Annotated in this window: 12 protein-coding genes; 6 read left to right on the forward strand and 6 right to left on the reverse strand. The window is 69.7% G+C overall.

Going from position 1 to position 13,637, the window contains the following annotated elements; translation table 11 throughout:
• Positions 1-259: 259 nt before the first annotated feature.
• On the reverse strand, positions 260-1,213 hold the full coding sequence (locus ASG73_RS12570) for a heme o synthase (RefSeq protein ID WP_055995627.1): 954 nt from the start codon (positions 1,211-1,213) through the stop codon (positions 260-262).
• Between the two features lie 314 nt (positions 1,214-1,527).
• Here ASG73_RS12570 and tkt point away from each other — a divergent pair, with 314 nt between their 5' ends.
• Genes tkt through pgl form a run of 6 tightly spaced genes read left to right on the forward strand, consistent with a single transcriptional unit; the run spans position 1,528 to position 9,766 of the window.
• Positions 1,528-3,624 (forward strand): transketolase, encoded by a 2,097-nt coding sequence (gene tkt / locus ASG73_RS12575; protein ID WP_055996086.1) that lies wholly within the window; start codon positions 1,528-1,530, stop codon positions 3,622-3,624.
• The gene (tal, locus tag ASG73_RS12580) at positions 3,621-4,760 is read left to right on the forward strand and encodes a transaldolase (RefSeq protein ID WP_055995630.1); all 1,140 of its coding nucleotides are present in this window, start codon (positions 3,621-3,623) and stop codon (positions 4,758-4,760) included. The genes tkt and tal overlap by 4 nt, the downstream gene beginning before the upstream one ends.
• Entirely contained in the window at positions 4,757-6,373 is a 1,617-nt protein-coding gene (locus ASG73_RS12585) for a glucose-6-phosphate isomerase (protein ID WP_055995633.1), read from the forward strand. Before tal ends, ASG73_RS12585 begins: the two co-directional genes overlap by 4 nt.
• Positions 6,370-7,914: a glucose-6-phosphate dehydrogenase gene (gene zwf / locus ASG73_RS12590; RefSeq protein ID WP_055995636.1), complete on the forward strand. Its 1,545-nt coding sequence runs from the start codon at positions 6,370-6,372 to the stop codon at positions 7,912-7,914. Before ASG73_RS12585 ends, zwf begins: the two co-directional genes overlap by 4 nt.
• On the forward strand, positions 7,911-9,035 hold the full coding sequence (locus ASG73_RS12595; RefSeq protein ID WP_055995639.1) for a glucose-6-phosphate dehydrogenase assembly protein OpcA: 1,125 nt from the start codon (positions 7,911-7,913) through the stop codon (positions 9,033-9,035). The genes zwf and ASG73_RS12595 overlap by 4 nt, the downstream gene beginning before the upstream one ends.
• Complete coding sequence (pgl, locus tag ASG73_RS12600; protein WP_055995642.1) at positions 9,032-9,766, forward strand: 6-phosphogluconolactonase; 735 nt, start codon at positions 9,032-9,034, stop codon at positions 9,764-9,766. Before ASG73_RS12595 ends, pgl begins: the two co-directional genes overlap by 4 nt.
• A 65-nt stretch (positions 9,767-9,831) precedes the next feature.
• Here the strand turns inward: pgl and ASG73_RS12605 are convergent, their stop codons facing one another.
• The 5 genes from ASG73_RS12605 to gap form a co-directional block, all read right to left on the reverse strand.
• Positions 9,832-10,182: an RNA polymerase-binding protein RbpA gene (locus tag ASG73_RS12605; protein ID WP_055995645.1), complete on the reverse strand. Its 351-nt coding sequence runs from the start codon at positions 10,180-10,182 to the stop codon at positions 9,832-9,834.
• A 27-nt stretch (positions 10,183-10,209) separates the two neighbouring features.
• Positions 10,210-10,455: a preprotein translocase subunit SecG gene (gene secG / locus ASG73_RS12610; protein ID WP_055995648.1), complete on the reverse strand. Its 246-nt coding sequence runs from the start codon at positions 10,453-10,455 to the stop codon at positions 10,210-10,212.
• A gap of 94 nt (positions 10,456-10,549) precedes the next feature.
• The gene (gene tpiA, locus ASG73_RS12615) at positions 10,550-11,344 is read right to left on the reverse strand and encodes a triose-phosphate isomerase (protein WP_055995651.1); all 795 of its coding nucleotides are present in this window, start codon (positions 11,342-11,344) and stop codon (positions 10,550-10,552) included.
• A 1-nt stretch (position 11,345) separates the two neighbouring features.
• Positions 11,346-12,554: a phosphoglycerate kinase gene (locus tag ASG73_RS12620; protein WP_055995654.1), complete on the reverse strand. Its 1,209-nt coding sequence runs from the start codon at positions 12,552-12,554 to the stop codon at positions 11,346-11,348.
• 36 nt (positions 12,555-12,590) lie between these two features.
• Complete coding sequence (gap, locus tag ASG73_RS12625; protein ID WP_055995657.1) at positions 12,591-13,598, reverse strand: type I glyceraldehyde-3-phosphate dehydrogenase; 1,008 nt, start codon at positions 13,596-13,598, stop codon at positions 12,591-12,593.
• Between the last annotated feature and the right edge of the window lie 39 nt (positions 13,599-13,637).

Consider the following 13,637-nt stretch of genomic DNA (forward strand, 5'->3'; position numbering starts at 1 on the left):
CCGGCCATGAGGCGCACAGCGGACGGCGAGGGGGGGCGGCGCAGCATCAAGCCGAAGTCCGGCACGACAACCGCCGGCCACACGACGACGACCCTTCGAGACGCTTGCTGCGCAATCTCCTCAGGAACCGGACTTCGGCAGCGCGCCGACCCTCCTCGCCGGGAGCGACGCGCAAGCGGGACAGCGCGTCGACCTGCCCCCTTCGGGAGCGATGGCATCCACGACACCCGACCACGCGGGTCGTGCAGGCTCGAATGCGTCAGGCGAGGCCGGGCAGCGGCAGGTGCAGCAGCGGGTCGATCGCGACACCGAGGAAGAGCAGGGTGACGTAGGTGATCGAGAAGTGGAAGAGCCGCATCGGCTTGAGGACCGACTGCTTGGTCTCGCCCGTCTTGGCCACGGCCAGCAGGCGGTGCGCCTCGGCGACGAAGAGCGCCCCCGAGGCGACTGCGGCCACGACGTAGATCCACCCCATGTCGGCCACCGGGATGAGCACGAGGGAGGTCAGGACCATCACCCACGAGTAGGCGACGATCTGGCGGGCCACGGTCGTCATCTGCCTGACGACGGGGAGCATCGGCACACCGGCTGCGGCGTAGTCGTCGGCGAAGCCGATGGACAGCGGCCAGTAGTGCGGCGGCGTCCAGAAGAAGATCACGAGGAAGAGGATGATCGCGGGCCACTCGACGGAGTTGGTCACGGCGGACCAGCCGATGAGTGTCGGCATGCACCCGGCGATGCCGCCCCAGACGATGTTCTGCGAGGTGCGCCGCTTGAGGATCATCGTGTAGAGGACGGCGTAGAGGACGATCGCAGCGAGCGAGAGCATGGCCGACAGCGGGTTGACGAGCAACCATAGCCACGCAGTCGCGAGAGCCGTCAGCACGAAGGCGAAGATCAGCGCACCGCGGGCCGAGGCCTCGCCGGTGACGAGCGGACGGTTCTGCGTGCGGCCCATCTGCGCGTCGATGTCACGGTCGTAGACCATGTTGAAGGTGTTGGCCGCCCCAGCGCTCAGGCTGCCACCGACGAGCGTGAGCAGGATGAGCGAGAGGGACGGGACGCCGCGCTGGGCGAGGAACATCACCGGGACCGTCGTCACGAGGAGCAGCTCGATGATCCGAGGCTTCGTGAGGGCGACGTACGCACGCACGGTGCGACGCCACGGGCGGGTCGCCGGCGACAGCTCGCGCGTCGACTCGAGAGTGGTCACGGACTGCCTTTGCCGAAGGGGGTTGGTCGGGCCGCGCCGGACGCTGGCCTGAGGCCCACTCTACCCGTGCCCCGGAGTCGATCCGGCCCCGCCCCACGGAGCGTCGCGCACATCACGTGCGCACTAGTGTGGAGGCGAGCACGCACGCCTCCGCAGCAGAAAGGTCCTCCGTGAGCACGGACACCGGCACCTCCCCCAAGGCTCCCGCGAAGAAGGCAGCCAGCAGCGCTGCCCCCAAGGGCACCACCCGCACCGTCGCCTCGGCGAACCCCGGCGGCAAGGCAGGAACCTCCTCCCGGTCAGCGGACCTGCCGATGCCGGTCGCCAAGAAGACCGGCTGGAAGGACCTGGACGTCCGCGCGGTCGACACGGTCCGCCTGCTCGCCGCGGATGCGGTGCAGGAGTGCGGCAGCGGCCACCCGGGGACGGCGATGAGCCTCGCGCCCGCCGCGTACCTGCTCTACCAGCAGGTCATGACGCACGACCCCTCCGACCCCACCTGGCTGGGTCGAGACCGTTTCGTGCTGTCGATCGGGCACTCCTCGCTCACGCAGTACATCCAGCTCTTCCTCTCCGGCTACGGCCTCGAGCTGAGCGACCTCAAGGCGCTGCGCACCTGGGGCTCGTTGACTCCTGGCCACCCGGAGGTCCACCACACGCCCGGCGTCGAGATCACCACCGGTCCCCTCGGGTCCGGCATCGCCTCCGCCGTCGGCATGGCGATGGCCCAGCGTCGCCAGCGTGGGCTCTTCGACCCCGAGGCCAAGGCGGGGGCCTCCCCCTTCGACCACACGATCTGGTGCCTCGCCTCCGACGGTGACCTGCAGGAGGGCGTGTCCGCGGAGGGCAGCTCGCTCGCCGGCCACCAGGAGCTCGGCAACCTCAACGTCATCTACGACGCCAACCAGATCTCCATCGAGGACGACACCGATATCGCCTTCACCGAGGACGTGGGTGCGCGCTACCGGGCCTACGGCTGGGAGGTCATCGACGTCGACTGGCGCAAGACCGGTGACGGCAACGCCTATGTCGAGGACGTCGACGCGCTCTACGCGGCGACCCAGCAGGCGAAGAAGAACACCAAGGCGCCCACCCTGATCGTCCTGCACACGATCATCGCGTGGCCGGCCCCCACCAAGCAGGACACCGGCGCCTCGCACGGCTCAGCGCTCGGCGTGGACGAGGTCGCGGCGACCAAGGAGCTGCTCGGCTTCGACCCGAAGAAGGACTTCGCGGTCGAGAAGGCCGTCCTCGACCACACCCGCGAGGTCAAGAAGCGCGGCAAGGCCGCCCACAAGGACTGGGACAAGAAGTTCACGACCTGGCGCAAGGCCAACCCGGAGCGTGCAGAGATGCTCGACCGGATCGTCGCGGGCAAGCTCCCCGCCGGCCTCGACAAGGCGCTCCCGACCTTCGAGACCTCGGACAAGGGCCTGGCCACGCGCGCCGCGTCGGGCAAGGTCCTCACCGCCCTCGCCGACGTCATGCCCGAGCTGTGGGGCGGGTCCGCAGACCTCGCCGGCTCCAACAACACGACGATGGACGGCCAACCCTCCTTCATCCCGAAGGGCAAGCAGACCAACACGTGGAAGGGCAACGAGTACGGCCGCACCCTCCACTTCGGGATCCGCGAGAACGGCATGGGCATGGCCATGAACGGCATCGCCCTCGAGGGACTGACCCGCGTGTACGGAGGCACCTTCCTCGTCTTCTCCGACTACATGCGCCCCGCAGTCCGCCTCGCGGCGCTGCAGCAGCTGCCCGTCACCTATGTGTGGACCCATGACTCGATCGGTCTCGGGGAGGACGGTCCGACCCACCAGCCGATCGAGCACCTCGCCGCGCTGCGTGCGATGCCCGGGCTCGACGTCGTGCGTCCGGCCGACGCCAACGAGGTCAGTGTCTGCTGGGGTCAGATCCTGAAGAACACCTCGACCGCGGCTCTCGCGCTCTCCCGTCAGGGCACCCCGACGATCGACCGGTCCGAGTTCGCCCCCGCGAAGGGAGCGGCCAAGGGCGCGTACGTCCTCGCCGAGTCGTCGACCGACGTCCCCGACGTCATCCTCGTCGCCACCGGCACCGAGGTGGCCGTCGCCATGGAGGCACGGATCACCCTCGAGAAGGCCAAGATCGGCACCCGTGTGGTCTCGATGCCCTGCCGCGAGTGGTTCGACCAGCAGAGCAAGGCCTACAAGGACAAGGTCCTCCCGGCTGGCGTGCGGGCCCGCGTGTCCGTCGAGGCGGCCACCCCCTTCGGCTGGCGCGACATCATCGGTGACGCCGGAGAGAGCGTCGCCATCGACCACTTCGGCGCCTCGGCCGACGCCGGGACCCTCTACGAGAAGTTCGGCATCACGCCGGCCGCCGTCGTCAAGGCGGCCAAGGCCTCCATCAAGAATGCGAAGGGATGATCGACATGGCACAGCTGCCCACCGCACCCCCACCCATCGCCGCGCTGCGCGAGGCCGGAGTCTCGGTCTGGCTCGACGACCTCAGCCGTGAGCGCCTGCGCTCCGGCAACCTGCAGGAGCTCATCGACACGAGCGGGATCGTCGGCGTGACGACCAACCCGTCGATCTTCCAGGCCGCACTGGCCGACGGCGACGCCTACACCGAGCAGCTGACCCAGCTGGCCGGCGAGGGCAAGGGCGTCGACGAGGTCGTCTTCGCCCTGACCACTGACGACGTGCGCGAGGCGTGCGACCTCTTCGCCCCGATCTACGAGGCCACCGACGGGGTCGACGGCCGCGTCTCCATCGAGGTCGATCCGCGCCTGGCGCAGGACGCCGACCAGACCGCTGTCGTCGCCAAGCAGCTCTCCGAGACGGTCGACCGCCCGCAGGTCTACATCAAGATCCCCGCGACGCAGGCGGGTCTGCCCGCCATCACCGCGACGCTCGCCGAGGGCATCAGCGTCAACGTCACGCTGATCTTCAGCCTCGAGCGCTACCGCGCAGTGATGAACGCCTTCGTCGAGGGCATCGAGCAGGCCCTGGCCGCCGGCAAGGACATCTCCACGATCCACTCGGTCGCGTCCTTCTTCGTCTCCCGCGTCGACAGCGAGGTCGACGGCCGGCTCGGCGAGATCGGCACGGAGGCCGCCAAGGCACTGCGCGGCAAGGCCGGCCTGGCCAACGCCCGGCTCGCCTACCAGGCCTACGAAGAGGTCTTCGCCACGCCACGGTGGCAGCGCCTCGAGACCGAAGGGGGACGCCGCCAGCGTCCGTTGTGGGCCTCCACCGGCGTCAAGGACCCGGCCTACCCGGACACCCTCTATGTCACCGAGCTGGCCGTCGACAACACGGTCAACACCATGCCCGAGAAGACGCTCGACGCGACCATCGACCACGGTGAGATCACCGGGGACGCCGTGACCGGCACCTACGTGGAGTCGCAGCAGGTCCTCGACGCCCTGGAGGGCCTGGGCATCAGCTACACCGAGGTCACCGCCAAGCTCGAGAAGGAGGGCGTGGAGAAGTTCGAGAAGGCCTGGGCCGAGCTGCTCGGCGGGGTCGAGGCCGAGCTGTCCAAGGCGGCCTCGAAGTGACCAGCCTGACGGTCGCCGCTGCAGGAGCCGCCGCGGACGCCGTCGCCGGCCACGTGCCCTCGCTCGTCGCTGACGCCGTCGCGAGCCGGATCTTCGCGCAGGACGCCACCCTGTGGGGTCCTGACGCGCAGGAAGAGGCCACCAAGCGCCTGTCGTGGGTCGGTCTGCCACGCACCTCCCGCCACCTCGTCGGTGAGGTCGCGGCCCTGCGCGAGCAGCTGCGCGAGCAGGGTGTCGACCGAGTCGTGCTGTGCGGCATGGGTGGATCCTCACTCGCCCCCGAGGTCATCTGTGCCACGGCAGGCGTCCCCCTCGTCGTCCTCGACTCGAGCCACCCTGACCAGGTACGCGCGGCCGCGGTGGACCTGGAGCGCACCGTCGTCGTCGTCTCCAGCAAGTCGGGCTCCACCGTCGAGACCGACAGCCAGCGGCGGATCTTCGAGCAGGCCTTCACGGACGCGGACATCGACCCCTCGCAGCGCATCGTCGTGGTCACCGACCCCGGCAGCCCCCTCGAGGAGGACGCTCGGTCCAAGGGCCAACGGGTCGTCAATGCCGACCCGGACGTGGGTGGCAGGTACTCGGCCCTCACCGCCTTCGGCCTCGTCCCCTCCGGTCTGGCCGGCGTGGACATCGAGGACCTTCTCGACGACGCCGAGTCGGTCGCCGACCTCCTCGCCGAGGATGACGAGGCCAACCCTGCCCTGCGTCTGGGTGCGGCCATGGGCGGGACCGATCCCCTACGAGACAAGATCTACCTCGTCGACCACGGGAGCGCCGCTCACGGCCTCGGTGACTGGGCCGAGCAGCTCATCGCCGAGTCCACGGGCAAGCAGGGCAAGGGGCTGCTGCCCGTGGTCCTGCTCGCACCGGGTCACAGCACTCCCCCGGACGACGCGACGATCGTGCGGCTCGTGCCCGAGGACGGCGACGAGGCTGCCCCGGAGGCCGCCTCGACCGTCGATGTCGGTGGCTCCCTCGGAGCGCAGTTCCTCCTGTGGGAGACGGCGACGGCAGTTGCCGGCCGGCTCCTGGGGATCAACCCCTTCGACCAGCCCGATGTCGAGAGCGCCAAGCAGGCCGCACGTGACCTGATGTCCGGCGACGGCGAGACCACCACCACCGCCGACGCGAGCGACGGACCGGTGACGATCGCCCACTACGGAGACGACTGGTTGGGTGGAGCGAGCACGCTCGAGGGCGCCGTCGAGGCGCTCCTGGGTCAGCTCGACCCCGAGCACGGGTACGTGGCCGTGATGGCCTACCTCGATCGGGAGGCGGACGCCCCCTTCGCCCAGGTCGCCGACGCGCTCGCGGAGCGCGTGCAGCGCCCCGTGACCTTCGGCTGGGGGCCTCGGTTCCTGCACTCCACGGGGCAGTACCACAAGGGTGGTCCGGCCACCGGCGTCTACATCCAGGTCACCGACGTGCCTCAGCAGGACCTGCCGGTCCCCGGGCGTGACTTCACCCTCGGCGAGTTCATCACTGCGCAGTCGGCCGGCGACGCCCAGGTGCTCGCCGACCACGGTCGACCGGTGCTGGTCCTGCGCCTGAGCGACCACGATGCCGGTCTCGCCCGCGTCACCGAGGCCCTGCGCGGTGGGCAGGCATGAGCCCGGCTCGCGTCACGGCCGAGTCCAACCCGCTGCGCGACCCCCGCGACAAGCGTCTGCCGCGCATCGCCGGCCCGTGCAGCCTCGTGCTCTTCGGTGTGACGGGTGACCTCGCCCGCAAGAAGCTCATGCCGGCCATCTACGACCTGGCCAACCGCGGCCTGCTGCCCCCCGGCTTCTCGCTCGTGGGATTCGCCCGCCGTGACTGGGCCGACCAGGACTTCGGCAAGGTCGTCTACGACGCGGTCCGAGCGCACTCCCGCACCCCCTTCCGCGAGGAGGTCTGGCGCAGCCTGTCCGAGGGCTTCCGATTCGTCCCGGGCACCTTCGACGACGACGACGCCTTCGACCTGCTCGCGCAGACCGTCCGGGAGCTCGACGAGCAGCGCGGTACCGGAGGCAACCACGCCTTCTACCTGTCGATCCCTCCGGGGTACTTCTCGACCGTCTGCCAGCAGCTGCAGCGGTCCGGCCTGGCCACCGGCACCGAGGACTCCTGGCGACGGGTGGTCATCGAGAAGCCCTTCGGGCACGACCTGGGCAGCGCACAGGAGCTCAACGCCATCGTCGAGGAGGTCTTCCCCCCGGACGCGATCTTCCGCATCGACCACTACCTCGGCAAGGAGACGGTCCAGAACCTCCTCGCGCTGCGGTTCGCCAACCAGATGTTCGAGCCGGTGTGGAACAGCCACTACGTGGACCACGTCCAGATCACCATGGCCGAGGACATCGGCATCGGTGGCCGGGCGGGGTACTACGACGGCATCGGGGCAGCACGAGATGTCATCCAGAACCACCTCCTCCAGCTGCTCGCCCTCACCGCCATGGAGGAGCCGACGAGCTTCGCGGCCGGCTCCCTGCGCGCCGAGAAGGAAAAAGTGCTGGAGGCCGTCCGGGTCCCCGAGGACCTCGGTCGCGGCACCGTCCGCGGTCAGTACGCCGCGGGCTGGCAGGGCGGCGACAAGGTCATCGGCTACCTCGACGAGGACGGCGTGGCCGCTGACTCGACGACCGAGACCTATGCCGCCGTGCGTCTCGACATCGAGAATCGCCGCTGGGCCGGAGTGCCCTTCTACCTGCGCACCGGCAAACGGCTGGGTCGGCGGGTGACCGAGATCGCGGTCGTCTTCAAGAGGGCGCCGCACCTGCCCTTCGCCGACACCGAGACCGAGGAGCTGGGCCAGAACGCCGTCGTCATCCGGGTCCAGCCGGACGAAGGGGTGACCATGCGGTTCGGCGCGAAGGTCCCGGGCAACCAGATGGAGGTGCGGGACGTGACGATGGACTTCGGCTACGGGCGCGCCTTCACCGAGTCCAGCCCCGAGGCCTACGAGCGACTCATCCTCGACGTGCTGCTCGGTGACCCACCGCTCTTCCCGCGCCACGAGGAGGTCGAGCTCTCCTGGAAGATCCTCGACCCGATCGAGCGGCACTGGAGCAAGCAGAAGGGTCGCGTCGAGCAGTACGGCGCCGGCACGTGGGGCCCGCCCTCGGCCGACACGATGATGCAGCGTGACGGACGAACCTGGAGGATGCCGTGATCGTCGATCTGCCCAACGCCAGCACCTCCGCCGTCAGCCAGCGGCTGATCGAGATCCGCGGGGACGTCGGGGCCATGGCCCTCAGCCGCGTGCTCACCCTCGTGGTCGTGGTGCCCGAGGACGACGCCGAGGACGCGCTGGCCGTCGCCAACTCGGCAAGCCACCAGCACCCGGCGCGGATCATCTGCGTGATCATCGCCAACCCGCGCGGCAAGGCTCGCCTCGATGCCCAGATCCGGGTCGGGGGCGATGCCGGGGCCTCCGAGGTGGTCGTCCTGCGTCTCTACGGTGAGCTGACCCGGCATGCCCGCAGCGTCGTCACGCCACTCGTGCTGCCGGACTCACCGGTCGTCGCCTGGTGGCCCACCGACGCACCCAAGGACCCTGCAGCCGACCCCGTGGGGGCCATGGCGCAGCGACGGATCACCGACTGCGCTGCGGCCGAGGGCATCTCGTCGACCCTCAAGCGGTTGGCACGCACCTACGCACCGGGCGACACCGATCTCGCGTGGAGCCGGATCACGCTGTGGCGCGGGCTGCTCGCGACGACGCTGGACCAGGCTCCCTTCGACCAGGTCACCGCTGCGACTGTCGTCGGCGGCGAGGACTCCCCCTCGGCCGACCTGCTGGCCGGGTGGCTCCAGCACCGTCTGCGTTGCCCGGTCTCCCTCGTGCGCTCACGCACCGGGTCCGGGCTGGTCAGCGTGCGACTCGAGCGAGCCTCCGGTCCGATCGACCTCGTGCGCCCGCTCTCTGACGACACCGCAACCCTCGACCAGGCCGGCCAGCCGCGTCGAGCCATCGCCTTGGCACCGCGCTCCGATGCCGAGTGCCTGGCCGACGAGCTGCGCCGTCTGGACCCCGACGAGGTCTACGAGGACGCCCTCACCCGCGGTCTGCCCAAGGTCACCCGGCGACGGATGACGATGACCGATGCGGTCGAGGACGGGCTCGTCCCCTCCCCGAGCGACGCCCGACGGGTGACGGAGGAGCTCGCGGACAGCTCCAAGAAGGCTCTGCGCAGCGCCATGGTCGAGGCCGCGCCAGAGCAGGCACACTCTGACACCGAGGCGGTCAAGTCCGCTGTCCTCGACCGCCTCGACTCGGCGGACCCGGCATGAGCGGTGCGGCACCGCTCGTGCTGCGCCACCCGGACACGACGAGCGTGGCCGCCATGGCGGGTGGGCGGCTGCTGGCTGCCGTCCAGGACGCGGTCGTGGAGCGGGGCATCGCCCACGTGGCCCTGACCGGTGGGTCGATGGGGTCGGCCCTGGTCTCCGCCTTGGCCCAGCACCCTCAGCGACAGATCGTGGACTGGTCCCGCGTGCACGTCTGGTGGGGCGACGAGCGCTACCTGCCGGCTGGTGACGGCGACCGCAATGACACCCAGAACGACCGTGCCGGCCTGTCGTCGCTGGGTCTGCTGCCGGAGCACGTGCACCGGGTCGCCGGCCCGGACACCTCGGCGTCGGCGGAGGAATCAGCCGCTGCCTACGAGCAGGCACTGCGCGAGCACGGGGCCGGGCTGTGGGACATCGTCCTGCTCGGCGTGGGTCCCGACGGTCACGTCGCCTCGCTCTTCCCCGGGCACCCTGCACAGTTGACCGCCGACGTCCTCGCAGTGGCGGTGCACGACGCCCCCAAGCCTCCGCCCGTGCGGGTCACGATCACGATCGAGTGCCTGTCCAACTCTCGCGAGGTGTGGTTCGTCGTGGCCGGCCAGGACAAGGCCGAGGCTGTGGCCGCAGGGGTCGGCGGGGCCGCTGCCGCGCAGAGCAGCGCAGCGCAGGTCCGTGGACTCGAGCGCACCCTCTGGCTGGTCGACGAGGCCGCCGCGTCCCGCCTGGCCTGAGCACGGCCGAAGGGCGGCACCTCCTCGCGGAGGTGCCGCCCTTCGGCCGTGCTGTGGTCAGTCGATCACTGGATCAGGCCACGGTCACGCAGCTCGCCCAGACGCTCCTCGAGGATGGCTTCACCCTCGGTGTCGGAGCGACGCTCCTTGACGTAGGCGAGGTGGGTCTTGTAGACCTCTGCGGTCGGAGCGGCCGGCGGGTTGTCCTTGTCCTGCCCTGCGGGCAGGCCGCAGCGCTGGCAGCGCCACTGCTCGGGGATCTCGACGCTGTCGTCAACCGAGAAGGACGGCGTGACCTCGTGGCCGTTGGCGCACCAGTACGTCACGAAGGCTCGCGGGGCTGCGTCGCCACGCTCGGCCTCGCCCATGGGTCCGGCGCCGATTCGGCTACCGCGGATCGCGCTGCCACCTGCCATACGAGCTCCTGGTGTGTGAGTGACGCGTCAGGCGTCGAAGCGGTCGACGAGGCCGATGCCGACGATGGCCGTGAACCAGATCAGCCCAATGACCACGGTGAACCTCGAGAGGTTGCGCTCGGCGACGGAGGAACTGCCCAGGGACGCGGACATGCCGCCACCGAACATGTCGGACATGCCACCGCCCTTCCCCTTGTGCATGAGAACGAGCAGAGTGAGGATCAAGCCGGTGATCACGAGGATCACCTGCAGTCCGATGCGGACGGCGTTCACGCGATCAGGTCCTTGTCGGTCGGAACATTCGGGTGTGGTGCCATCGTGATGATGGCGCCCGCGTCAGGATACCTCGCGGGCCGGCACATGGACCTCAGGTGGTCAGGTGCTGCTGATATCGGCAGATCGCGGCGAACTCCTCGGGCTGCAGCGAGGCTCCACCGACCAGCGCCCCGTCGACATCGGCACCGGCCATGATCGAGGCGACATTGCCCGACTTCACCGAGCCGCCGTAGAGGACCCGCACCGCGTCAGCAGTCTCTGACGAGTACAGCTGTGCCAGCTTGCCGCGGATCGCCGCACACACCTCCTGCGCGTCCTCGGGTGTCGCGACCTCGCCGGTGCCGATGGCCCACACGGGTTCGTAGGCGACGACGACGGTCTGTGCCTGCTCCGGGGTGACGCCCGCGAGGCTCCCCTCGACCTGCGCCAGGACGTGCGCGACGTGCTCGCCCGCCTGTCGCACCTCGAGGCCCTCGCCCACGCAGACGATCGGCACGAGCCCGTGACGGAAGGCCGCGACGGCCTTGCCTGCGACGAGCTCGTCGTCCTCGCCGTGCCCGTCACGACGCTCGCTGTGACCGACCACGACGTAGCTGCAGCCGAGCTTGGCGAGGAAGGCTCCCGAGATGTCGCCGGTGTAGGCGCCCTCGTCGTGGGGACTGAGGTCCTGGGCGCCATAACGCAGCGCGAGCCGGTCGCCCTCGACGAGCGTCTGGACCGAGCGCAGGTCGGTGAAGGGAGGGATCACGACGACCTCGACGCTGGCCACGTCGTGCTTGGCGTCGCGCAGCGTCCAGTCGAGCTTTTGTACCAGGTGGGTGCCCTGGCGGTGGTCGAGGTTCATCTTCCAGTTGCCCGCCATGAGCGGGGTGCGTGCCCGGGCCATGTCAGCCCTCCTCACCATCGAAGACGGACAGTCCCGGCAGTTCCTTGCCCTCGAGGTACTCGAGGCTGGCGCCTCCACCGGTGCTGATGTGGCCGAAGTCGCTGTCGGCGAAGCCGAGCTGGCGCACGGCGGCAGCCGAGTCACCACCACCGACCACGGTGAGGGCTCCCCCCTTCGTCACCTCGACGAGCGCGCGGGCCACGGTCTCGGTGCCGGCCGCGTACGGAGCCATCTCGAAGGCCCCCATCGGTCCGTTCCAGAAGACGGTCCGGCAGTCGGCGAGCTTGTCGGCGAAGTGCTTGGCCGAGTCGGGGCCGATGTCCAGGCCCATCCGGTCGGCCGGGATCGCATCGGCGGCGACGACCTCGTGGTCGGCGTCCGCGGAGAAGTCCGTGGCGGCCACGACGTCAGTCGGGAGGACGATCTCGACGCCGTCGCGCTCGGCTCGCTCGAGGTACTCGGTCACGACGCCGAGCTGGTCCTCCTCGAGGAGGCTCCTGCCGACCTCGTGCCCCTGGGCCTTGAGGAAGGTGAAGACCATCCCCCCACCGATGAGGAGCCGGTCGGCCGTGCCGAGCAGGTTGTCGATGACACCGAGCTTGTCGCTGACCTTGGCGCCACCGAGGACGACGGCGTAGGGACGCTCCGGGTCGTTGGTCAGACGCTGCAGGACATCGACCTCGGTCTGCACCAGCCCGCCCATCGCGGCAGGCAGCCGGGTGGCGATGTCGTAGACGGATGCCTGCGCACGATGCACGACGCCGAAGCCGTCGGACACGTAGGCGTCCGCGAGCTGTGCCAGCTGGTCGGCGAACGCGCCCCGCTCGGCCGCGTCCTTGCTCGTCTCGCCCGGGTTGAAGCGAAGGTTCTCCAGCAGGGCCACCTGGCCGTCCTGCAGTCCCTCGACAGTGGACCGTGCCGAGTCACCGACCGTGTCGTCGGCGAAGGCCACGTCGGCGCCGATCAGCTCGCCGAGACGGACCGCGACCGGCGCCAGGGAGAACTGCGGGTCCGGCGCCCCCTTGGGTCGCCCGAGGTGGGCGCACACGACCACCCGCGCACCCGCTCCGGACAGCTGCGTGATCGTGGGCAGCGAAGCCCGGATCCGGCCGTCGTCAGTGATGCTCTGGCCGTCCAGCGGGACGTTGAGGTCGGAGCGGACGAGGACGCGCTTGCCGCGCAGGTCGCCGAGCTCAGCGAGGGTCTTCACGAGGTGAGGTGCCTTTCGGGTGGTGCGTGCGGTGGTTCACAGTGTTGCGCCGATGTGGACGACGAGATCGACGAGGCGGTTGGAGTAGCCCCACTCGTTGTCGTACCAGCCGACCACCTTGACCTGGTTGCCGATGACCTTGGTGAGGCCGGAGTCGAAGATACAGCTCGCGGGGTCGGTCTCGATGTCCTTGGACACGATCGGGTCCTGCGTGTACACGAGCTTGCCCACGAGAGGGCCCTCGGTGGCCGCTGCCCGCATGATCTCGTTGACCTCCTCGACCGTGGTCTCGCGTCCCGCCTCGAAGGTGAGGTCCGTGACCGATCCGGTCGGAACCGGGACCCGAAGGGCGTAGCCGTCGAGCTTGCCCTCCAGCTCGGGCAGCACGAGCGCCACGGCCTTGGCCGCACCCGTGGACGTCGGGACGATGTTGAGACCGGCGGCCCGCGCCCGCCGCAGGTCCTTGTGCGGCCCGTCCTGCAGGTTTTGGTCGGCCGTGTAGGCGTGGATGGTCGTCATCAGGCCCTTGGTGATCCCGAGCCCGTCGTTGAGGACCTTGGCCATGGGGGCCAGGCAGTTGGTCGTGCACGAGGCATTGGAGATGATCGTGTGCTCGACGGCGTCGTATCGGTCGTGGTTGACGCCCATGACGATCGTGATGTCGGCATTCTTGGCGGGCGCGGAGATGATGACCTTCTTGGCGCCACCGTCGATGTGGGCGCGGGCCGCGTCAGCGTCGGTGAACAGACCGGTCGACTCGATGACGACGTCGACGCCGAGGTCGTCCCACGGCAGCTGCGCGGGGTCGCGCTCGGCCAGCGAGGTGATGAGGCGTCCGTCGACGCTGATCCCGCCCTCGACGACCTCGACCGTGCCGTCGAAGCGTCCGAGGATCGAGTCATACCTGAGCAGGTGCGCCTGGGTGGCGTCATCACCCAGATCGTTGAAGGCCACCACCTCCACGTCAGCTCCGGACGCCGCGATGGCGCGGAAGAAGTTACGGCCGATCCGGCCGAAACCGTTGATACCTACACGAACAGTCACTGTGGGTGCCTCCCTGGGAGATTCCACGATCGCCGCGAG

The organism is Janibacter sp. Soil728, from assembly GCF_001428305.1.
Lineage (GTDB): Bacteria > Actinomycetota > Actinomycetes > Actinomycetales > Dermatophilaceae > Janibacter.